Raw genomic sequence first — 20,546 nt, 5'->3', positions numbered from 1 at the left:
CGCAGTGGCATCCACTATTCCGGTCCCGATCCAGTTCTCGTTGCCCGAGGGCTGGCAATCGGTGCCGCCGGACGAAGTCGGCGCCGCGGGGGCGGCGTTCGTCGCCCTGAAGGCGGCGTCGGCGCGGGACGGGTTCACTCCCAACATCTCGATCACCGGGGAGGTCCGGGAGAACGCCGTCCTCACGGAGATCGGGGACGAAGCGGTCGAGAAACTGCGCGCGGCCGGCGCCGCCGACGTCCGGCTCGGCAGGCGGAACGAGGTCGGCTCGGAGTCGGATCCCGCGTTGACCCAGGCGGTGAAGCTCACCATCCCGTTGCGGGGCAAACCCGCCGACCTCGTGCAGTTCCAGGTGTTCATGCTGATGCGGGACCAGCGGGACCCGCGGCGGAGCGCGGTGCTGCACGTGGTGCTGTCCGCGTTGCTGGAGGACCAGTTCGAGCACGTGATCGGCGATTTCCAGAAGTTCCTTGACACCATCGAGCCGGAGAAGCCCACCCGATGAACGAAACAGCCCGGCGCTTGCTCGCCCGGATCGAAGCGATCGATTCCGCCGCGACCGACAACCGGCTGCGCGCCGAGGCGTACCGGCGGATGAACGACGAACTCAAGGAAACGCAAGGACGGGCGACGTCTCCCGACGGCGCGGTCACGGTCGTGGCCGGGCCCGGCGGCGGGATCACCTCGATCACGTTCAGCGAGAGTTCGTCGGAAACCGCCCGGGAAGTGCTCGCCGCGGACGTGCTGCGGGCGATTTCCGAAGCGCAGGCGAACGTCGCGCGGGCGCAGGCCGAGGTGGTGCGCCGGGGACTCGGCGACACCGAATTGCTGGACCGGGTCCTGGATTCCGACGTGGAGTTGTTCGGCGCGTCCCGCCCGCCGTCGGTCAGCGCCGTCAGCGCCGTGGCCGCCGTTCCGGCCGCCCGTCCGCAGCCCGCTTTCGCCGGCCGGGGCAGGCGGGTGGCGGACGAAGAGTTCGAACCGGTCGACATCTTCGACGACGGGGACGAGCGCCGGCGATGAGCGTCGCGCTGATCCTGGTGATCGTCATCGGCGGGACGGTGCTCCTGGCCGGGGCGCTCGTCTGGTTCCTGGTCTGGAACGGCCGTTCCGTCAAACGCGACCAGGAACAGGCCATGGCCCGGCTGCGGCAGGAGATGCGGCGGCGCGGGTGGCGGTACGAGGAGCGCAACGACTCCTACTGCGCCTATTTCGACGAGGGCGACCGCTACCTCGAGCGGAACGTGGTCGAGCAGGTGATGAACCCGCTCGGACCGTACTTGAACCGGCGGGAAGTCTACGAGGCGCGCGAGATCGTCACCGGGACACATCGCGGCAGGCCGTTCCTCGCCGGGGCTTTCCGGGTGCGGACGCCGATGCAGGGCGAGACCAACACGCTCAGAGTGATCTGGGTGCGCGGGCCGGGAACCGGTCCGGCGCTGCAGATCAGCCGCGTCGCCGAGTTGTCCAGCCGGGTCAACGCGCACCTCGGGCAGGGCGACGTGCAGACCGGGGACCCCGAGTTCGACCTTCGGTACGAAGTGCGCAGCGGGAACGCCGATTTCGCCCGCGCCGTACTGAATCCGGCGGTGACGGCGTTCCTCAAAACCGATCCCCGCACATTCCGCGGGTTCACCCTGGTCGGCGGCAAGCTCGACTTTCTCGACCAGGTCAGCGACCACCGGGACCCGAAGTATCTGCTGCCCGCGCTCGATCTCCGCTGCGATCTCCTCGACCGCATCCCCCCTTCCGTCTGGCATTAGGAGAAGAACCCATGCGCGTCCGTTCCGTCCTGCTCGCTGCCGGTGCGCTGTTGCTCGCCGGGTGTTCGGTGAGCGTGAGCGTCGGCAAGGAAGTGTCCAAGGAGAATTTCGAAAAAGGCATTTCCGACGCACTCCAGCGGTCCATCGGCGAGCGGCCGGACACCGTCGCCTGCCCTGGCCCGATCAAGGCCGTCGAAGGGGAGTCGATGCGGTGCGTACTCACCGCCAGCGGACAGAAAGTCGGGCTCACCGCCAAAATCGGGGCGGTGAACGGCACCGATGTGCAATACCACGTCCAGGTCGACCAGAAACCGATGAAGTGACCCGCGTAACCCTCCGCCCCCTCACCGAAGCCGACCGGGCACGAGTGCACGAGATTCTGTCCGCTCCGGAAGTTTCGCAGTGGTGGGGCGATCCCGACGAGGAAACCGACGGGCTTCTCGCCGAAGACGAGGACCAGACGTACGCCATCGAGTACCAGGGCCGGACCGTCGGCGTGATCCAAGGCTGGGAGGAAACCGCCCGGCGCTATCGGCACGCTGGGATCGACCTTGCCGTGCACCCGGAGCACTACGGGCTGGGGCTCGGCGCGGAGGCGATCCGGATTCTCGCGCAGCGGCTGTTCGACCAGGGGCACCACCGGATCACCATCGACCCGGCGGCGGCCAACGTCCGCGCGATCCACGTGTACGAGAAGCTCGGCTTCCGGCGCGTCGGGATCCTCCGCGACTACGAGCAAGGGCTGGACGGCACCTGGCACGACGGGCTGCTGATGGACCTCCTCAAAGGCGAACTCAAGTAACCGGCAGCTGCTGCGAAAGCCGGTCCGCGATCTTCTGCACCACCGGCGCGATGTGGCTCACCGCGTCCGCCGTCAGTCGGCCGGAAGGGCCTGACACCGACACCGCGGCGGGCACCGGTGCGCCGGGGATCGCGACCGCGATGCAGCGCACTCCGAGTTCCTGCTCCGCCTCGTCCAGCGCGTAACCCTGTCCGGCGATTTTCTTCAGCTCCACCGCCAGCGCGTCCGGATCGGTGAAGGTGTGTTCGGTGTACGCGGGCATCCCGGTGCGCTCCAGCAGCGCTGCGACCTCGTCGGCGGGCAGCTCCGCCAGCATCGCCTTGCCCACGCCGGTGCCGTGCGGCAGCAAGCGCCGTCCCACCTCGGTGAACATCCGCATCGAGTGCTTCGACGGCACCTGCGCGACATACACCACCTCGTCGCGTTCCAGCACCGCCAGGTTCGCCGTTTCGCCGACCTCCTCGACCAGCTCCACCAGCAGCGGCCGCGCCCACGCGCCGAACTGCATGCTGGCGTTCTCGCCCAGCCGGATCAGCCGGGCGCCCAGCGCGTAGTGCCGGTTGGTGTTCTGCCGGACGTAGCCCAGCGACACCAGCGTGCGGATCAGCCGGTGGATCGTCGGCATCGGCAGCCCGGACAGGGTCGCCAGCTCCGACAGGCTGGCCTCGCCGCCGGTGTCCGCCAGGTGCTCCAGCAGCTCGAACGCGCGCTGCAGGGACTGGACGCCGCCGTCTCGTCCGCTCTTCTCAGCCGCCACCAGTGGTCCTCCTCACAGACCCGATTGATGTTCCGCTATGCAGAAACTATAGTCCGTCAGGTAAAAACCGTAGGGACGTTATCCAAAGCACTACTCGGGGTGTTGCGCATGTCTGAGGTCCAGGTTCTCGGCGGGTCCGTCGAGCGTGGGGACGAGATTCTGACGCCGGAAGCCCTCGCTTTCGTAGCGGGCTTGCACGACGAGTACGCCGCGCGGCGCGACGAACTCCTCGTCGCGCGCGGGAAGCGGCGCGAGGAGGCCCGCACGACCGGACGGCTCGATTTCCTCCCGGAGACGAAGGAGATCCGCGAGGGCGAATGGCAGGTCGCCGGCGCTCCGGAGGCGCTGCGCGACCGCCGCGTGGAGATCACCGGCCCGACCGACCGCAAGATGACCATCAACGCCCTCAACTCCGGCGCCAAGGTGTGGCTCGCCGACTTCGAGGACGCCAACACGCCGCACTGGGCGAACGTGGTGGGCGGCCAGGTCAACCTGTTCGACGCGATCCGCGGCACGATCACGCTCGACCAGAACGGCAAGCACTACGAGCTGAAGCCCGACGTCGAGCACGCCACCATCGTGGTCCGCCCGCGCGGCTGGCACCTCGACGAGCGGAACCTGACCTTCGGCGGCCGCAAGGGCGTCGGCGCGCTGGTCGACTTCGGCCTGTACTTCTTCCACAACGCCCAGGAGCTGCTCAACCGCGGCAAGGGCCCGTACTTCTACCTGCCGAAGATGGAAAGCCACCTCGAAGCGCGGCTGTGGAACGACGTGTTCACGCACGCGGAGAAGGCGCTCGGCATCCCGCACGGCACCGTCCGCGCGACCGTGCTGATCGAGACCATCCCGGCCGCGTTCGAGATGGAAGAGATCCTCTACGAACTGCGCGAGCACGCCTCCGGCCTCAACGCGGGCCGCTGGGACTACCTGTTCAGCGTCATCAAGTACTTCCGCGACGCGGGCGAGAAGTTCGTGCTGCCGGACCGCAACTCGGTCACCATGACCGCGCCGTTCATGCGCGCCTACACCGAACTGCTCGTGCGCACCTGCCACAAGCGCGGCGCGTTCGCGATCGGCGGCATGGCCGCGTTCATCCCGAGCAAGGACCCGGAGGTCAACAAGGGCGCCTTCGAGAAGGTGCACGCCGACAAGTCGCGGGAGGCCGGGGACGGCTTCGACGGTTCGTGGGTCGCGCACCCGGGCATGGTCGCACTCTGCAAGGAAGAGTTCGACAAGGTCCTCGGCGACAAGCCGAACCAGCTGGACCGCACCCGCGACGACGTGCGGGTGACCGCCGACCAGCTGCTGGACGTCGCCTCGACGCCGGGCAGCGCCACCGCGGCCGGACTGCGCGCGGCGGTCGACGTCGGCATCCGCTACCTCGCCTCGTGGCTGGGCGGCAACGGCGCGGCGGCGATCCACAACCTGATGGAAGACGCCGCCACGGCCGAGATTTCGCGGTCGCAGGTGTGGCAGTGGGTCAAGAACGGCACGCAGCTGGACAACGGCGAGAAGGTCACCGCGGAGCTGGTGCGCGGCGTCGTCGCCGACGTCCGCGGCGAGCTGGCCGCGGAGATCGCCGACGACCTGCTGAAGCCGGCGGTCGAGCTGTTCGAGCAGGTCGCGCTGGCCGACGAGTTCCCGGACTTCCTGACCCTGCCGGCGTACGAGCACATCCAGTAATGGGCGGCGGACGGCTCGCCGAGGACGTCTACACCGCCGCCGACGCGCGGTTGGCCGAGGCCGACGCGCGCGTGGCGGCGAAGTACCCCGGCGAGTCTCCGGGCCGTCGTCCGGTGCACACGGTGTACGTGCCGGCGTCGCAGTACCGCACGCGCCTGGTCGCCGACTGGGGCAAGCAGGCGATGCGGGTCTTCGTCGAGCACGGCGACCTGCTGAACCTCGACCCGGCGGTGGCCGAGCGGGTCCGCGAGAAGCTCCTCACCGAGCCGATCGAGGACCTCCGCATCGACTTCGAGGACGGCTACGGCCGTCCCGGCGACGAAGCGGAGGACGCGGCCGCGGAGGCCGCCGGGCGCACCCTCGCGACCACCGGCGGCACCCCGTTCGTCGGAATCCGGTTCAAGAGCTTCGAAGCCGCGACCCGGCGCCGCGGCATCCGGACGCTCGACCTGTTCCTGTCCGGCTTGCTCTCCGAAGGCTCGCTGCCGGACGGATTCGTGGTGACGCTGCCGAAGGTCACCGCGGTCGAACAGGTCGAGGTCGCCGCGGAAGTGTTGGGGCGGCTGGAAACCGCGTACGGACTCCCCGACCGCGCACTGCGGTTCGAGGTGCAGATCGAGACCGCGCAGTCGATCCTCTCGACCGACGGCACGGTCTCGGTCGCGCGGATCATCCAGGCCGCGGACGGCCGGTGTTCCGGGCTGCACTACGGGACCTACGACTACAGCGCGGGTCTCGGCATCAGCGCGGCGTACCAGAGCATGGCGCACCCGGCGGCCGACTTCGCGAAGCAGCTGATGCAGGTCGCGGCTGCCGGGACGGGCGTGCGGCTGTCCGACGGTTCGACCAACCGGCTCCCGGTGGGCGACGACCTGCCGGGCGCGTGGGCGGAGCATCTGCGGCTGGTGCGGCGGTCGCTGGAGAACGGGTTCTACCAGGGCTGGGACCTGCATCCGCACCAGCTGCCGACCCGGTACGCGGCGACGTACGCCTTCTACCGCGAGGGCGCCCCGGCGGCGGCCAAGCGGCTGCAGGACTACGCGTCGAAGACCTCCGGCGGAGTGCTCGATGAGCCTGCCACGGCGGAGGCGTTGGCGCGGTATCTGCTCGGCGGGTACTACTGCGGTGCGCTGGCGGAGGCGGAGCTGCCGTTCGAGGTGGCCCGGATCGAGGCGTACGCGCGGCGGCAAGCCTGAGACGTCGTGAGTGCCTATCACGGTTAGAACCGCGATAGGCACTCACGAGTCAGGCACTCGCGATCGCCGCCGTGTCCCAGTAAAACGGCCACACCTCGGCGATCCGCCCGTCCTCGATCCGGAGCGTCTGCAGGATCGGGAACTCCAGCTCCCGCCCGGTCGCCCGGGTCCGGGCGCGGACCTGGGTGCGCACCACCGACGTCGCGCCGAGGGCGAGGAACTCCTGCTCGCCGATCTCGAACGACTCCCACGTCCGGCTCATCGCGAGGAAGAACTCCTCCATCCCGGAGTGGCCGCGCCACTCGCCGCCGAAAGGCAGTCCCTCGGCCTGGTGCAGTACGACATCCTCGGCGAAATACGGGGCCAGCGGGGCAAAAGAAGCCGAACCGGGGCCGCCGGCGGCGAAATACTCAGCTTCGGCTCGGTACATGCCGTTGAGCACGGCGGCGGGATCAGTCACGGGCACCAGCCTCGCCATTCCGGGACCGCACTGCTGGCGGCAATCGGACTTCGCGGTCTCCGCTCGTTCTGTCGGCCCTCCTCGGTAGACTTCACGCCGGTCTTTCAGGGGCGAAAGGAAACACGAAAGCCATGGCTGAGGAAACCGGGACGGTCGAAACGCTGGAGTTCCAGTCCGAGGCGCGCCAGCTGCTGCAGCTGATGATCCACTCGATCTACTCGAACAAGGACATCTTCCTGCGCGAGCTGGTCTCCAACGCCTCCGACGCGCTGGACAAGCTGAAGCTGGAGACCTACCGAGACAAGGATCTGCGGGCGGACACGGACAACCTGCACATCGAGATCCTCCTCGACGCCGAAGCGCGCACCCTCACCGTGCGCGACAACGGCATCGGGATGAGCCGGGACGACGTCGTCAACCTGATCGGCACCATCGCGAAATCCGGCACCGCCGACTTCCTGCGCAAGCTGAAGGAGTCGAAGGAATCCGCCGGGCAGGACCTGATCGGGCAGTTCGGCGTCGGCTTCTACTCCAGTTTCATGGTCGCCGACAAGGTCACCCTGGTGACCCGGCGCGCGGGCGCCGACGAGGGCGTCCGCTGGGAATCCACCGGCGAGGGCACCTACACGATCGAGTCGCTTTCCGAGGCGCCGCAGGGCACCTCGGTGACGCTGCACCTCAAGCCGGCCGACGACGAGGACCACCTCTACGACTACACGTCGCCGTGGAAGGTGCGCGAGATCGTCAAGCGCTACTCCGACTTCATCACCTGGCCGGTGCAGATGGCCAAGACGGGCGAGGGCGAAGAGGGGCTCGAGACCGTCAACTCGATGAAGGCGCTGTGGGCGCGCTCGAAGGACGAGGTCTCCGACGAGGAGTACCACGAGTTCTACAAGCACATCAGCCACGACTGGACCGACCCGCTCGAGACGATCCGGATGCAGGCCGAGGGCACCTTCGAGTACCAGGCGCTGCTGTTCCTGCCCTCGCGCGCGCCGATGGACCTGTTCATGCGGGACGCGAAGCGCGGCGTGCAGCTGTACGTCAAGCGCGTGTTCATCATGGACGACTGCGAAGCGCTGATGCCGAACTACCTGCGGTTCGTGAAGGGCGTCGTCGACGCGCAGGACCTGTCGCTGAACGTGTCGCGCGAGATCCTGCAGCAGGACCGGCAGATCCGGGCGATCCGGCGGCGGCTGGAGAAGAAGATCCTCTCCACGGTCAAGACCATGATGACCGAGGACGCCGAGAAGTACGCGAAGTTCTGGGCCGAGTTCGGCCGGGCGGTCAAGGAAGGCCTGATCGACGACCCGGAGAACCGGGAGCAGATCCTGGAGATCTCGTCGTTCGCCTCGACGCACCACGCCGAGAAGCCCACCTCGCTGCGCGACTACGTGTCGCGGATGAAGGAGGGCCAGGAGCACATCTACTACCTGACCGGCGATTCGCGCACCACCATCGAGAACTCGCCGCACCTGGAAGCGTTCCGCGCCAAGGGGTACGAGGTGCTGATCCTCACCGACCCGGTCGACGAGATGTGGGCCGACGCGGTGAGCGGCTTCGACGGCAAGACGTTCCAGTCGGTCGCGAAGGGCGAGGTCGACCTCGGCGACGAGACGACCGAGGAGAAGAAGGCCGAGTACTCCGACCTGCTGAAGTGGATGTCGGCGACGCTGTCCGACACCGTCAAGGAGGTCCGGCTGTCCTCGCGGCTGACCACGTCGCCGTCCTGCATCGTCGGCGACGCGGGCGATCTGACCCCGACGCTGGAGAAGATGTACCGCGCGATGGGGCAGGAACTGCCGCCGGTGAAGCGGGTGCTGGAGCTGAACCCGGAGCACCCGCTGGTGACCGGGCTGCACAAGGCGTTCGCCGAGCACCCGGAGGACGCCTCGCTGGCCGAAACGGCGGAACTGCTGCACGGCATGGCGTTGCTCGCCGAGGGCGGCGAGCTGAGCGACCCGAGCCGGTTCCTGAACCTGGTGGCGGATCGCGCGGCCAAGGCGTTGTGACGGGTACTCGTGAGTGGCAATCCCGGTTCTCACCGGGATTGCCACTCACGAGCTTGAGGAGGTCGCATGAGGACAGTCGTCGAGAACGCCGCGATCGCGACGGTCAGCGGTCCCGAGTACCGCAGCGGGCACGTCGTCATCGAGGACGACCGCATCGCCGCCGTCGGCGACGGCGTCTACCCGGGGACGGCGGACGAACGCGTCGATGCCGCCGGCTGCCTCGTCACGCCCGGCCTCGTCAACACGCACCATCACCTCTACCAATGGGCCACCCGCGGTCTCGCCGCCGACCACCCGCTGTTCGAGTGGCTGGTCGCGCTGTACCCGGTGTGGGCCAAGCTGGACGAGGGCATCACGCACGCCGCGGGCAGCGCCGGAATGGCGCGGCTCGCGCTGTCCGGCTGCACCACGGTCGCCGACCACCACTACGTCTTCCCGTCCGGCGGCGGTGACCAGGTGGCCGCGCTCGTCGCCGCGCGGGAGCGGATCGGGCTGCGGCTGCACCTGGTCCGCGGCTCGATGGACCGGGGCGAATCGGACGGCGGGCTGCCGCCGGACAGCCTGGTCGAGACCGCCGAGGACGCCCTTCTCGGCACCGAAGCCGCGATCGACCGCTATCACGACGCATCGCCGGGCGCGCACCTGCAGATCGCGGCGGGCCCGTGCTCGCCGTTCACCGTCACCGAGCGGCTGATGGCCGAGTCGGCCGAATTGGCGCGGCGCAAGGGCGTCCGGTTGCACACGCACCTGGCCGAAACCCAGGACGAGGAAAAGCAATGCCTCGCCGAAACCGGCCTCACCCCCGCCGAGTACGCGGACAAACTGGGCTGGCTGGCGGCGGACGTCTGGCTGGCGCACACCGTGCACCTCGCCCCGGACGCGATCCGCCGGTTCGGCGCGACCGCGACGGGTTCGGCGCATTGCCCGACGTCCAACGGCCGGCTGGGCAGCGGAATCGCCCCGGTGCGCGACTTGCTGGACGCCGGCGCCCCGGTCGGGCTGGGCGTCGACGGCGCGGCTTCGAGCGAATCCGGCGGCTTGGCGGAGGAACTGCATCAGGCGTTGCTGCAGGCCCGGCAACGCGGCGGCCCGACAGGCTTGACGACCCGGGAAGCGCTGTGGCTCGGCACCCTGGGCGGCGCGCGCTGCCTCGGCCGGGAGCGCGAGCTGGGCTCGGTGGAGCCGGGGAAGCTCGCGGACCTGGCGGTGTGGGACCTGAACGGGCTGAACTACGCGGGCATCGACGATCCGGTCGCGGCGCTGGTCCTGGCCGCGCCGCCGCCGCTGCGGAAGTTGTTCGTGGGCGGGAAGACTGTGGTGGACCAGGGGCGGCTCACGACGGCGGACGAAACGGTGATCGCGGGCGAAATGGCGAAGGCGAGCGCTCGGTTGAGGGAAGACCGGTAGCGAACTCAGACTTCGGCACCGCGAGTCTCGGCGCGGGTCTGGGTTTCCTCGGACTGGCCGCGGTGCTGAGGCAATTCCGTATCGCGCAGGCATGGATATCCCGTCGTCAGCATTCGGCGAACGGCCGCGAGGGCAGTCCCGATTTCTGGCAGGACGCTGAGAATGCCCGGCAATTCGGGTGGACTGTCCTAAAGCGACTACTCCGCGGCCAGGATATGCTTTCCGGAAAGCGGGCGGGCGAGCGGAGAACCTTCAGTGGCGACAGAACTGACCCCGGCGCCGGTCCCGGCGCTGGCGCCAGCCCCGTCGGCGAAAGGAACGAAACGCGCGCTCGGCGTGGCGGTGGCCGCGGTGCTGGGCGCGGCCGCGTTCCTGGTGGTGCTGCACGTCGACCGCTACTGGGGCCCGATCGACCCGGTCAGCGCGATGCTCAGCGACTACGCCTGGACGCCCGGCTGGTGGATGTGGGCGGCGGCGATGCTGCTGGCCTCGGCCGGTTCGGTCGTGGTGGCCGTGGTCCTGCGCCGCCGGAAGATCCTGCGCGGGGCGCTGACGGTCGTCGCGATGCTCGGCTGGTGCGCCGGACTCGCGGCGGTCGCGTTGTTCACGAAGGACCCGCAGGGAAATGCGGTCACGTGGGTCGGCAAAGTGCATCTCGGCGCGACCGGGATCAGTTGCGTGAGTTTGCCGTTGGCCGGATGGCTGCTCGGATGGACGCACCGGAATGCGCCGCGATGGCGGGGTTATGCGCGCTGGTCGCGTATTTTGGCAGTAGCGGCCGTGCCGTTCTTTCTGCCGTTTCTCATTCCGTTCGCGGCCAATGTCGCATTCGGGCAGCATCTGCCGACCGTCGCGACCGGGCTCGTGGAACGGCTGATGGCGGTGCTGGAACTGGTCGAACTGCTCGTGCTCGCCGGATGGGCGTGGCGCGCGGCCGAATGATCAGGTGGCGTCGGGGTCGACCGGCGGCCGCTCGTTCGCCCGCAACGGAACCGGCGCCGGAACCGGCTGGGCGGCTGGCGGCGCGGCCGGGGGAGTGTCGTCGAGGAAATACCGCGTCACGGCCGCGCGCGGGGTGCCGATCCGCAGGGACTGCAGTTCCTGCAACGGTTTCCGCAGCTCCTGGTACTCCGGGCCGAGTTCCGCCTCCAGCTGCGCTTTGGTGCCCGCCGCGAATCCCCGCGCCCGCTTCAGGGTCTGCGCGACCCAGTGCGCCGCCTCCGGCAGCCGTTCCGGGCCGAGGATGAACAACCCGGCGAGCAGCACGATCACGATGTGGTCGATGCTGAGACCGAACACCGGCCACCTCCCGCGGACCCCGGATGCTGCTTCCAGCTTAACCGTCCGCGGGCCGGCGTTTCCCGTCGTCACCCAGTTCGGTCAGCAGCCGTCGCGCTACGTCGACCACGGCCGCGCCCGCCACCGCCATCGGTTCAGTCGTCCGCATGGAGCGGCACAACACGAACGCGCCTTCCAAGCTGGTGATCAAGGCGAGCGTGAGCGTGCGGGCGTGCTCCTCGGGAAGGCCGAACGCGGAAAATCCCTTGGTGCCCGCCCGCGTCCACGCCTCGAACACGTCCGCGGTGGCCTTGCGCAGGGGTTCGTTCGTGGTCGCCACTTCGAGCGCGACGGTCGCGATCGGGCAGCCCTCGACGTAGTCCGTCTCCAGCAGCGTGGTGACCGCGGCCCCGAAGAAGGTCTCGAGGCCGGTGATCAGGTCCGGCGCCGGCGTGATGAAGACTTCGAACAGCTGCCCGTACTGCATCCCCGAGGTGCGTACCACTTCTTCGCCCAGCTGCTCCTTGCCGCCGGGGAAGAAGTGGTACACGGACCCGAAGGGCGCGCCGGCCTTTTCGACGATCTGCTTCATGCCGGTGCCCGCGTAGCCGCCTTGCCGGAACAACTCCGCCCCGGCGGCGAGGATGCGGTCCTTGGTGCCAGTCACGACACCGAGGATAGCTCCTGGACAGTAGAGCGTTCTATCAAACGCGGCCGGAGCACCAGGTTGAGCACCACCGCGGTCACGCAGCCCGCGCTGATCCCGGAGTTGAGCACGACCTGCAGCGCGGCCGGGAACCCGGAGTAGAAGTCCGGCACGGCGATTGGGATCAGCCCGACGCCGAGCGACGCGGCGACGATCGCGACGTTGACCGGATGCTCGAACGACGCCTTCGCCAGCGTCCGGACGCCGCTCACCGCGACGCTGCCGAACAGCACCAGCCCGGCCCCGCCGAGCACCGGCTGCGGCACCAGCGCGATGATCCCGCCGGTCACCGGGAAAACGCCCAGCAGCACGAGCACGACGCCGCTGGCCGCGACCACGTACCGGCTCACCATCCGGGTGAGCGACACGAGCCCGATGTTCTGCGCGAACGCCGTGCAGGCGAATCCGCCGAAGATCGTGCCGACGGCGGTGGAGAGCCCGTCCGCGCGCAGGCCGTCGGCCAGCACGCGGCTGGTGGTCGGCCGGTCCACGATTTCGCCGAGCGCCAGCAGGTCGGCGGTGCTTTCCGCCATCACCACGAGCATCACGATGAGCATCGAGACGATCGCCGCGATGTCGAACGCGGGCGTGCCGAAGTGGAACGGGGTCACGATGCCGAACACCGGGGCCTGCCGCAGCGTCGACGTGTCGACTTGGCCCATCGGCCACGCCGCGACGGTGCCCACGACCAGGCCGAGCAGCAGCGCGATCCGGCTCCAGAACCCGGTCAGGAACCGGGTGAAGACGAGCACCGCGACCAGCGTGATCCCGGCCAGCACCAACCCGCTGGGCTTGGCCGATTTGTGCTGCGCGGCGATCCACTGCACGGCGACCGGCAGCAGCGAAATCCCGATGAGCGTGATGACCGTCCCCGTCACCACCGGCGGGAAAAACCGCGTCAGCTTGGAGAAAAACGGTGCGGCGAACACTACGAACACGCCGCCGGCGAGCGTGGCGCCGTAAACGACGCCCAGCGCGTTGCCGTCGCGATGCTGCGCCGCGATGGACAGGATCGGTGCGACCGCGGCGAAAGTGACGCCGTTGACCAGCGGCAGTCTCGCGCCGAAGCGCCAGAAGCCGAGGGTCTGCAACAGGGTGGCCAGTCCCGCGGTGAACAGCGCCGCGCTGATCAGCAGCGCGAGCTGGCCGGGGGAGAGGCCGACGGCCGCGCCGATGACGAGCGGTGGCGCCACCACTCCGGCGTACATGGCCGCTACGTGCTGGATTCCTCCGAGGATCAACTGCGGCAGCGGAGGCGCCGCGTCCACGGGGTGCCGAGAAGGAGGTGCCTGTGTGTCTGACATGCGCTCTCCCGGGGAGTGTCGTGAGTGGCGTTCACGGTTAGAACCGTGATTGCCACTCACGAGGGGCGGGGCTAGAGCACGGCGTCGGTCCAGGCCGGGCCGGGCTCTTCGGCTTCGTCGCGGACCACCGTGCCTTCGATGAGGCCGTACGGGCGGTCGGCGGCGTAGAACACCTCGCCTGAGTTCTCGAGGCCGAAGGGGCTTAGATCGACGAGGAAATGGTGCTTGTTGGGCAGGGAGAACCGGATTTCGGCTACTTCCGGCCGTGCCTTGAGCACGGCTTCGCCCATCGCGTACAGGGTCTGCTGCAGCGAAAGACTGTGCTTGGTGGCGAACGTTTCCAGAAGCGTCCGCCGGATCTCCCGATGGCTCTTGGCCCAGTCGATCCCGGTGAAGCCCTCGTAGCGCCAGCGCGCGGTCACGGCGGTGGCGAGAATGCGGTCGTCGGTTTCGGCGAGCGTGGTGTATTCGTCTTTCGGGAAGCCGTGGAATTCGGACCCGGTGGACTTGAGCACGGTCAGACCGTCCACTCCGGACACCACCCAGGCGCGGTCGGCGTGCACGGTGACGGTGGTGGTGCGGCGTTCGCCGCCGGAGCGGCTGAACGAATGGTCGTGCGGCGCGCCGTCCACCGTGATGCGGTCCCATTCCTGCTCTTCGATGGAGATCCGCGCGCCGGTGATCTTTTCCTGCGTGCGGACGAAGTGCTGGCCGAGCCGCAGCGCGAAGTCTTCGATCTCGCCGACGTCCTGCTGCTTGGCGAACGCGTACACGGTGTTCTTCTGGGTGTCGGTGGCCAGCACGGCGGAGTTGTCGCCGGTGAGATGCGTGGCCGACAGGTCGCCGCGCAGGGCCGAGGACACCGTGAGGTCGCGCAGGTGGTGCACGCCGCCGGTGCGCCGGACGGTGACGAGGCGGACCTCGGCCTTGCCGTACTGGTTGGGGCCCAACGAGATTCCCATGTCAGCTCCCGCGATAGGTGGAATAGGCGAACGGGCTCAGCAGCACCGGCACGTGGTGGTGCGACGTGCCGTCGACGATCCGAAAAGCGATCGTGACGTCGGGGAAGAACGCCTCCGGGCCGAGGTAGCTCCCGGTGTCGAAGACCAGCCGGTACACCCCGGCCTCGAGCGTGTCCGGGCCGAGGTCGCGGATGCGGCCGTCGTCGTCGGTGCTGCCCTCGGCGATCAGTGAGCCGTCCTGGCGTTCGAAGCGCACGGCGATCCCGGCGGCGGGTTTGCCTGCGGAAGTGTCCAGGACGTGCGTGGTCACGAGGCTCATGCTGATACCGCTTTCGCCAGGCGCAGTTGCGCGATCTTGGCCAGCTCCGCGCCGGCGACGTCGAGTTCGGTCTCCGGGTCGTTGCCGAGCCGGGACCGCAGGTTCGCGAGCAGCTCCTCGCCGCTGCGGCCGCTCGCGCACACCAGGAACACGTGGCCGAACCGGGCCTCGTACTCGGCGTTGGCGGCGGCGAATTCGTCCGCGTTGTCCACGCCGGACTGCTCCGAACGGGACCAGTCCGCGTCGCTGCCCGTGCCCTTCGGCCGTTCCCCGATTCTCGGATGCGCCGCGATCGCGTCGCGGATCTCGTTGCGGCGCAACGGGGTCGCGCTGTCCGCGGCCTTGCTCAGCGCGGCGAAATCGGCGTACGGGCGGCCCGCGAGCACCGTGTCGACCCAGCGCGGCACGGCCAGGCAGGCGGTGAGCGTCGGCCGGAGTTCGGCGGCGGGGGCGGAGTTGAACTCGGCGAGTGCGAGCGGCAACGGAATCTCCTCCGGGGAGGTGGTGTTCCGCTGACCGTACGGCCGGGCCGAGCGTGCGTCAACACTTTGTTGAATCGCAACCCGCGCCTGGTTCAGTCGGCTTCCCGGTTGAGGTAGTTGTAGACCGTGAACCGCGTGACGCCCAGTTCCTCGGCGACGGCCGAAACCGATTTCCGCAGGTTGAAGGCCCCTCGCTCGCGCAGCAGGCGGACCGCGCGCTGTTTTTCCGGGCGGTCGAGATCGCGGAGTTTCGAGCCGAGTTCGCGTTCCACGTCGGAGATCAACCGCGCCAGCGCGCTGTTGAGTTCGACGGCCGGGCTCGCGTCGGAATCGTCGGTCCGGCGCAGTTGCAGCGTCACCCGGGTGGCCCCGCCTTCGAGGGCGGCGCGGGCGATCGACGGCAACGCGGCGAACAGCTCGTCGGCGCTCCCGCGGGCCAGGGTGCCGAGCGGGCCGAAGTCGGTGTCGAGCCCGGCCGCGTCGGCGGCGTCGCGGGCGCGGACGGCGTGCTCCGGCGGCGCGCCCTCGCCGCGGAACGGCTCGCTGGTGAACTCGGCTTCCAACTCCACCGGGTGACCGTAACGTGGGAGGGACGGCGTTGACGAGCCGGGAAGGACGTGTCTAATCTCGGTGAGCGAAAGACTATTTCCGTAACGTGGAACTGGAGGGTGCCGTCGATGGACCTCGTGGTGCGGGCCGCGCGTGCGGTGACCCCCGGCGGTCTCGGGCCGGCGACGATCGGCGTGCGCGACGGCCGGATTGTCGCCGTGGAAGCCGGGGTTGTCGAGATGGCGGGCACGCGGGTCGTCGAACTGGCCGAGGACGAGGTGCTGCTGCCCGGTCTCGTGGACACCCACGTGCACGTCAACGACCCCGGCCGGGCCGAGTGGGAGGGCTTCGAAACCGCGACGCGCGCGGCCGCCGCCGGCGGCGTCACGACGATCGTGGACATGCCGCTCAACAGCCTGCCGCCGACGGTCGACGTTGCCGCGCTGGAGGTCAAGCGCAAGGCGGCGAGCGGTCGCGTGCACGTCGACGTCGGGTTCTGGGGCGGCGCGATTCCGGGCAACGAAGGCGATTTGCGCGGGTTGCACGACGAGGGCGTGTTCGGCTTCAAGTGCTTCCTGCTGCACTCCGGTGTGGACGAATTCCCGCCGCTGGACGCGGCCGGCCTGGAATCGGCGATGCGCGAGCTGAAGTCGTTCGACGCGCAGATGATCGTGCACGCGGAGGATTCCGACGCGATCGACGCAGCACCCGATCCGCACGGCGAGAAGTACCAGGACTTCCTCGGTTCCCGTCCGCGCGGCGCGGAAAACCTGGCCATCACGCACGTGATCGAGGCGGCCCGGCGCACGGGCGCCCGCGCGCACATCCTGCATCTGTCCTCTTCGGACGCTCTGCCGCTGATCGCCAGTGCCCGGCGCGAAGGGGTCGCGCTGTCGGTGGAAACCTGCCCGCATTACCTGTCGTTCGTCGCGGAGGAAATCCGGGACGGGGCAACGCAATTCAAGTGCTGCCCGCCGATTCGCGAGGCGGCGAACCGGGAATTGCTGTGGCAGGGGTTGGCCGACGGGGTGATCGACACGATCGTGAGCGACCATTCGCCGTGCACGCCGGAGCTGAAACGCTTTGACACCGGCGATTTCGGCCTCGCTTGGGGCGGTATTTCCAGTCTGCAGCTCGGGTTGCCCGCGATCTGGACCCAGGCCCGGCAACGCGGCTTCAGCCTGGTCGACGTGGTGCGCTGGATGGCCGAGCGGCCGGCCGCGCAGGTCGGGATGAGGCGCAAGGGCAAACTGGAAGCGGGCGGCGACGCCGATTTCTGCGTGTTCGCGCCGGACGAAGCGTTTGTCGTGGACGTCGCGAAACTCGCCCACCGCAACCCGGTGAGCGCGTACGACCAGCGTCCGCTGGCCGGCGTCGTGCGCGGCACGTGGCTGCGCGGCGAACCGGTGACCGGCGACGAACCGAGGGGGACTTTGCTGACCCGGGGCGATTGCTGAAGAGATGGAGGAGCACGTGTCCGACCGTCCGGAGTGGACTGCCCAGCCCGATCTGGCCTCGCGCCTGTTCGGGGGCACCGTGATGTGGGCGAGCGACGAACTGTTCGCCGAAAAGGAAAACCTGGTCAACCCGTGGCGGCCGGCGCACCGCGCCGAAACGTTCGGCCCGAAGGGCCAGGTGTACGACGGCTGGGAGACCCGGCGGCACCGCGAACCCGGCGACGACCACGCCCTGGTCCGCCTCGGCCTCGGCGGCGTGGTGTCCGGGGTGGTGGTGGACACGGCGTTCTTCAAGGGCAACTACCCGCCGTTCGTGTCCGTGGCGGCGACGTCGGTTCCTGGCTACCCGAGCGCGGCCGAACTCCACGACGCCGACTGGGACGTCCTGGTCGACCACGAACCGGCGGTCGGCGACTCGGAGAACTTCTACAAGGTGACGTCCCCGCGCCGCTACACCCACGTGCGCCTCACCCAGCACCCCGACGGCGGCGTCGCGCGACTGCGCGTGCACGGTTCGCCGGTGCCGGATCCGGCGTTGCTCGACCCGCGCTCGCTGGACTTGGCGGCGCTGGAGAACGGCGCGGTCGTCACCGGATGCAGCGACATGTTCTATTCGTCGCCGAACAACATGCTGTCGCCGGGTCTGGCCGCGCACCAGGCGGAGGGCTGGGAAACCGCCCGCCGCCGCGACGACGGCAACGACTGGGCGACGGTGCGCCTGGCGGGCGCGGGCTTGATCCGGTTCGTCGAGCTGGACACCAGCAACCTCAAGGGAAACGCGCCCGGCTGGGCGTCGGTGAGCGGCCGCCTGGACGAGGGCGAGTGGGTGGAACTGTTGCCGCGCACCAGGTTGCAGCCCGACACCCGGCACCGGTTCGCCCTGACGGACGACGGCCCCGAGGTAACCGAAATCCGGCTGGACATCTACCCCGACGGCGGCCTCGCCCGGCTGCGGCTGTTCGGCGAACTGAGCAAACGCGGCCGGGAAGCCATGACCGCGCGGTTCGCCGAGACGTCCGACTGAGCTTCCCGCCCCTTCCGGTCTCTGCTGGCAAACGTCCGTGAGGACCGCCTTGAGGGAATCAGATTCCCTCAAGGCGGCCCTCGGTCTGTCACTCCGCGCCGGCGGGGTCCGGATGCTCCTGGCGCCACTGTTCGTCCGAGGCCTTCCAGGCTTCCTCGGCCTGCATGTGGATGTCGGTGATCGCCTTGTCGAAGTTGATCGCGTCCTTGCCGACCCAGCCGACGAAGTTCTTGCTGCTCTTGGCGTCGGCGAGGCCCTTGAGGAAGGGGTAGACGTCCGGGTGCTTCTTGAAGTACTCCTCCGGGGCCTTGACGATGTCCTTCCAGACGTTCTTCCCGCCGGTGTACTTCTGGACCTGGGGGAGGTTGCACATGTTCTCGAGCCAGCTTTCGTGCTTCTTCATCCAGCTGAACTCGTACGGCTTGAACGGGGACTGCGGGCTGGACCCGCCTCCGCCGCCCGTGTTGCCTCCGCCGCCCGTGCCTTGAGGGTTCTCGTGGTTGTTGCCGCCCGGGGTGTTTTCGTGGTGGTTGTTGCCGCCCGGGGTGTCTTCGTGATTGGTGTTGTTCCCGCCTGGCGTGTCTTCGTGCGGGGTGTTGTTGCCTGGCGGATCCTCGTGGTGGCTGTTGCCACCGGGCGTGTTTTCGTGGTTCGTGTTGCCGCCGGGCGGGTCTTCGTGATGGTTGGTGCCGCCAGGGGCGTCCTCGTGGTGGCCGTTCCCGCCCGGGGTGTTGTCGTGGCCGGAGTTGGTGCCCGGCGAATTCTCGTGGTGGTTGCCGCCGGGGGAGTCCTCGTGGTGGGGGGTGCCGCCCGGGGTGTCGTGCGGACGGTTGGGCGGCGGGTTGAAGTGCTGGTCCGCGGCCAGCCAGGTGTCGAACGGATCGTCCTCGTGCGGCTGGTTGTTCGGCCGCTCCTCGTGCGGATTGTTGTTCCCGCCCGGCGAGTCCTCGTGGTGGTTGTTCCCGCCCGGAGTGTCTTCGTGGTGGTTGTTGCCGCCGGGCGTGTTGTCGTGGTTTCCGCCGCCGGGAGTGTCTTCGTGCGGGGTGTTCCCGCCTGGCGGGTCTTCGTGGTGGTTGTTCCCGCCCGGCGGATCCTCGTGATGGTTGTTGCCGCCGGGAGCGTCTTCGTGCGGCGTGTTGTTCCCGCCGTGCCCGCCCTGGCCGCCGGTTCCCCCGCCTCCGCCGCCGTGGTTCCCGCCGCCGTGGTTGCCGCCCAGGTCGGTCATCTCGTGGTTGTTCCCGCCGCCGTGCGAGCCGCCGCCGCGCGAGGGCTTGACCTTCTCCGCCAGTTGCGCCAGGCGGCTCGCGGTCCGGCCGCCGAGGCCGACTATCCGGGCGATCTTGGACGTGATCGTCAGCGCCAGCGAGATCCCCGACCGGATCACGTTGCCCACCCCGACGACGATCGACGCGCCGAACGTGAACGCCGCCATCGCGAGCGCGATCAGCATGGTCGCGATGACGTCGCCGAGGAACGTCGTGATCAGGTCGCGGATCAGCGAGCGCACCACGGTGACCAGGGCCATCGTCGTCTCCACGACGTAGCCCGCGACGTCGACCGCCTGTCCGGCGCTGTCGATCTGGCCGCGCCGGTCGCCGATGTTCTTCTTGAATGCCTCCGCGCCCTCGCCCTGCCAGCTGACGACAGTCTGCTGCAGCGTGGTGTCGAGGTCCTTCGCCGCGTTGCGCAGGTTCTGCGCGGTCTTGTGCAGTTCCTCGGCCATCTTCTTGATCGCCGCGGGGTCGCCGGCCAGCTTGTCGAGGCCCTCCTTGAGGAAGGAAATGTGCTCGATCAGCCAGCCGAGCCCGGCCGCGATCAGCTTGCCGAACGGGTCGAGGACGAAGGCCGCGGTGTCCGCGATCGCGCCGACGATCGACACGCCGAGTTCGACCCCCACCGCGGCGGCGTCCGCGCCGTGCAGGTGCTGGATCTCCTGGATCGACGAGACGACGCTGTGCCAGCTGTCCGCGACTCCCGCGCCGGTGGTGCTGTTCGACTCGGTGATGGGAACGACGGCGCTCATTTCACCTGCTCCGGCTTGAACTTGTCGAACGCCTTCGCGAGGTCCTGGTCGCCCTTGCGGTACTGCTCGCTGGCCTGGCGCGTCTTGTCCGCGCTGTCGGTCACGTCCTTCGCGACGCCGTGCAGATTGTCGGAGACGGCCTTCAGCGCGATCCGCGCGGGAATGGCGAGCACCTGCGCGAGCACGACGCCGAACGCGTCGATGTCGCCGCCGTTGGCGTCGTCCACCGCCTTCGCGGAGTCGTCCACCGCGGGCACGGTCGTCTTGTCGAGGTAGTCGCTGAATTTGTGCAACTCGTCCGGGTGGACGGTGAAGCCGTTCCCTGCCACCAACACTCCTTCGCCTGCCGCGATCGGGCCGCG

General features: G+C 69.0%; 23 protein-coding genes. 12 read left to right on the top strand and 11 right to left on the bottom strand.

What is annotated here, in order from left to right:
• Positions 1-4 precede the first annotated feature (4 nt).
• Genes F9C12_RS14340 through F9C12_RS14320 form a run of 5 tightly spaced genes read left to right on the top strand, consistent with a single transcriptional unit; the run spans position 5 to position 2,565 of the window.
• The gene (locus tag F9C12_RS14340; protein WP_409466197.1) at positions 5-505 is read left to right on the top strand and encodes a hypothetical protein; all 501 of its coding nucleotides are present in this window, start codon (positions 5-7) and stop codon (positions 503-505) included.
• Complete coding sequence (locus tag F9C12_RS14335; protein WP_409466196.1) at positions 502-1,023, top strand: YbaB/EbfC family nucleoid-associated protein; 522 nt, start codon at positions 502-504, stop codon at positions 1,021-1,023. Before F9C12_RS14340 ends, F9C12_RS14335 begins: the two co-directional genes overlap by 4 nt.
• Positions 1,020-1,763: a hypothetical protein gene (locus F9C12_RS14330; protein ID WP_409466195.1), complete on the top strand. Its 744-nt coding sequence runs from the start codon at positions 1,020-1,022 to the stop codon at positions 1,761-1,763. Before F9C12_RS14335 ends, F9C12_RS14330 begins: the two co-directional genes overlap by 4 nt.
• Before the next feature lie 11 nt (positions 1,764-1,774).
• Positions 1,775-2,086 (top strand): DUF4333 domain-containing protein, encoded by a 312-nt coding sequence (locus F9C12_RS14325; protein WP_409466194.1) that lies wholly within the window; start codon positions 1,775-1,777, stop codon positions 2,084-2,086.
• On the top strand, positions 2,083-2,565 hold the full coding sequence (locus F9C12_RS14320; RefSeq protein ID WP_409466193.1) for a GNAT family N-acetyltransferase: 483 nt from the start codon (positions 2,083-2,085) through the stop codon (positions 2,563-2,565). Before F9C12_RS14325 ends, F9C12_RS14320 begins: the two co-directional genes overlap by 4 nt.
• Here the strand turns inward: F9C12_RS14320 and F9C12_RS14315 are convergent.
• A complete protein-coding gene (locus F9C12_RS14315; RefSeq protein ID WP_409182459.1) occupies positions 2,558-3,322 on the bottom strand; it encodes an IclR family transcriptional regulator in 765 nt (254 codons plus the stop codon). The genes F9C12_RS14320 and F9C12_RS14315 overlap by 8 nt on opposite strands.
• A 108-nt stretch (positions 3,323-3,430) precedes the next feature.
• On the opposite strand from F9C12_RS14315, the gene aceB reads away from it, so the two are divergent.
• Together aceB and F9C12_RS14305 are read left to right on the top strand one after the other, a co-directional pair.
• Positions 3,431-5,005: a malate synthase A gene (aceB, locus tag F9C12_RS14310; protein WP_409466192.1), complete on the top strand. Its 1,575-nt coding sequence runs from the start codon at positions 3,431-3,433 to the stop codon at positions 5,003-5,005.
• The gene (locus tag F9C12_RS14305; RefSeq protein ID WP_409466191.1) at positions 5,005-6,201 is read left to right on the top strand and encodes a DUF6986 family protein; all 1,197 of its coding nucleotides are present in this window, start codon (positions 5,005-5,007) and stop codon (positions 6,199-6,201) included. Before aceB ends, F9C12_RS14305 begins: the two co-directional genes overlap by 1 nt.
• A gap of 49 nt (positions 6,202-6,250) precedes the next feature.
• Here the strand turns inward: F9C12_RS14305 and F9C12_RS14300 are convergent, their stop codons facing one another.
• A complete protein-coding gene (locus F9C12_RS14300) occupies positions 6,251-6,661 on the bottom strand; it encodes a nuclear transport factor 2 family protein (RefSeq protein ID WP_409466190.1) in 411 nt (136 codons plus the stop codon).
• A gap of 131 nt (positions 6,662-6,792) precedes the next feature.
• On the opposite strand from F9C12_RS14300, the gene htpG reads away from it, so the two are divergent.
• From htpG to F9C12_RS14285, 3 genes are all read left to right on the top strand, one after another.
• The gene (gene htpG / locus F9C12_RS14295; RefSeq protein ID WP_409182455.1) at positions 6,793-8,673 is read left to right on the top strand and encodes a molecular chaperone HtpG; all 1,881 of its coding nucleotides are present in this window, start codon (positions 6,793-6,795) and stop codon (positions 8,671-8,673) included.
• A gap of 66 nt (positions 8,674-8,739) precedes the next feature.
• Entirely contained in the window at positions 8,740-10,080 is a 1,341-nt protein-coding gene (locus tag F9C12_RS14290) for an 8-oxoguanine deaminase (protein ID WP_409466189.1), read from the top strand.
• A 255-nt stretch (positions 10,081-10,335) separates the two neighbouring features.
• Entirely contained in the window at positions 10,336-11,022 is a 687-nt protein-coding gene (locus tag F9C12_RS14285) for a DUF998 domain-containing protein (RefSeq protein ID WP_409466188.1), read from the top strand.
• Here F9C12_RS14285 and F9C12_RS14280 read toward each other — a convergent pair whose 3' ends face one another.
• The 7 genes from F9C12_RS14280 to F9C12_RS14250 form a co-directional block, all read right to left on the bottom strand.
• Complete coding sequence (locus F9C12_RS14280) at positions 11,023-11,379, bottom strand: twin-arginine translocase TatA/TatE family subunit (RefSeq protein WP_409466187.1); 357 nt, start codon at positions 11,377-11,379, stop codon at positions 11,023-11,025.
• A 37-nt stretch (positions 11,380-11,416) separates the two neighbouring features.
• Positions 11,417-12,025, bottom strand: coding sequence for a TetR/AcrR family transcriptional regulator (locus F9C12_RS14275; protein ID WP_409466186.1), 609 nt, complete (start codon positions 12,023-12,025; stop codon positions 11,417-11,419).
• On the bottom strand, positions 12,022-13,368 hold the full coding sequence (locus tag F9C12_RS14270) for a nucleobase:cation symporter-2 family protein (protein WP_409466185.1): 1,347 nt from the start codon (positions 13,366-13,368) through the stop codon (positions 12,022-12,024). Before F9C12_RS14270 ends, F9C12_RS14275 begins: the two co-directional genes overlap by 4 nt.
• A gap of 71 nt (positions 13,369-13,439) precedes the next feature.
• On the bottom strand, positions 13,440-14,330 hold the full coding sequence (gene pucL, locus F9C12_RS14265; protein ID WP_409182449.1) for a factor-independent urate hydroxylase: 891 nt from the start codon (positions 14,328-14,330) through the stop codon (positions 13,440-13,442).
• 1 nt (position 14,331) lies between these two features.
• The gene (gene uraH, locus F9C12_RS14260) at positions 14,332-14,649 is read right to left on the bottom strand and encodes a hydroxyisourate hydrolase (protein WP_409182448.1); all 318 of its coding nucleotides are present in this window, start codon (positions 14,647-14,649) and stop codon (positions 14,332-14,334) included.
• Complete coding sequence (gene uraD, locus F9C12_RS14255; RefSeq protein WP_409466184.1) at positions 14,646-15,131, bottom strand: 2-oxo-4-hydroxy-4-carboxy-5-ureidoimidazoline decarboxylase; 486 nt, start codon at positions 15,129-15,131, stop codon at positions 14,646-14,648. Before uraD ends, uraH begins: the two co-directional genes overlap by 4 nt.
• 92 nt (positions 15,132-15,223) lie before the next feature.
• On the bottom strand, positions 15,224-15,700 hold the full coding sequence (locus F9C12_RS14250) for a helix-turn-helix domain-containing protein (RefSeq protein ID WP_409182446.1): 477 nt from the start codon (positions 15,698-15,700) through the stop codon (positions 15,224-15,226).
• 108 nt (positions 15,701-15,808) lie between these two features.
• Here F9C12_RS14250 and allB point away from each other — a divergent pair, with 108 nt between their 5' ends.
• Positions 15,809-17,137: an allantoinase AllB gene (gene allB / locus F9C12_RS14245; RefSeq protein ID WP_409466183.1), complete on the top strand. Its 1,329-nt coding sequence runs from the start codon at positions 15,809-15,811 to the stop codon at positions 17,135-17,137.
• A gap of 4 nt (positions 17,138-17,141) precedes the next feature.
• A complete protein-coding gene (alc, locus tag F9C12_RS14240; protein ID WP_409466182.1) occupies positions 17,142-18,161 on the top strand; it encodes an allantoicase in 1,020 nt (339 codons plus the stop codon).
• A gap of 88 nt (positions 18,162-18,249) precedes the next feature.
• On the opposite strand, the gene F9C12_RS14235 is transcribed toward alc, so the two are convergent.
• On the bottom strand, positions 18,250-20,184 hold the full coding sequence (locus F9C12_RS14235; protein WP_409466181.1) for a hypothetical protein: 1,935 nt from the start codon (positions 20,182-20,184) through the stop codon (positions 18,250-18,252).
• Positions 20,181-20,513 (bottom strand): type VII secretion target, encoded by a 333-nt coding sequence (locus F9C12_RS14230; RefSeq protein ID WP_409466180.1) that lies wholly within the window; start codon positions 20,511-20,513, stop codon positions 20,181-20,183. Before F9C12_RS14230 ends, F9C12_RS14235 begins: the two co-directional genes overlap by 4 nt.
• Positions 20,514-20,546: the final 33 nt, after the last annotated feature.

This window comes from Amycolatopsis sp. GA6-003, assembly GCF_046267895.1.
GTDB lineage: Bacteria > Actinomycetota > Actinomycetes > Mycobacteriales > Pseudonocardiaceae > Amycolatopsis.
This window is presented reverse-complemented; position numbering and strand designations above follow the sequence as displayed.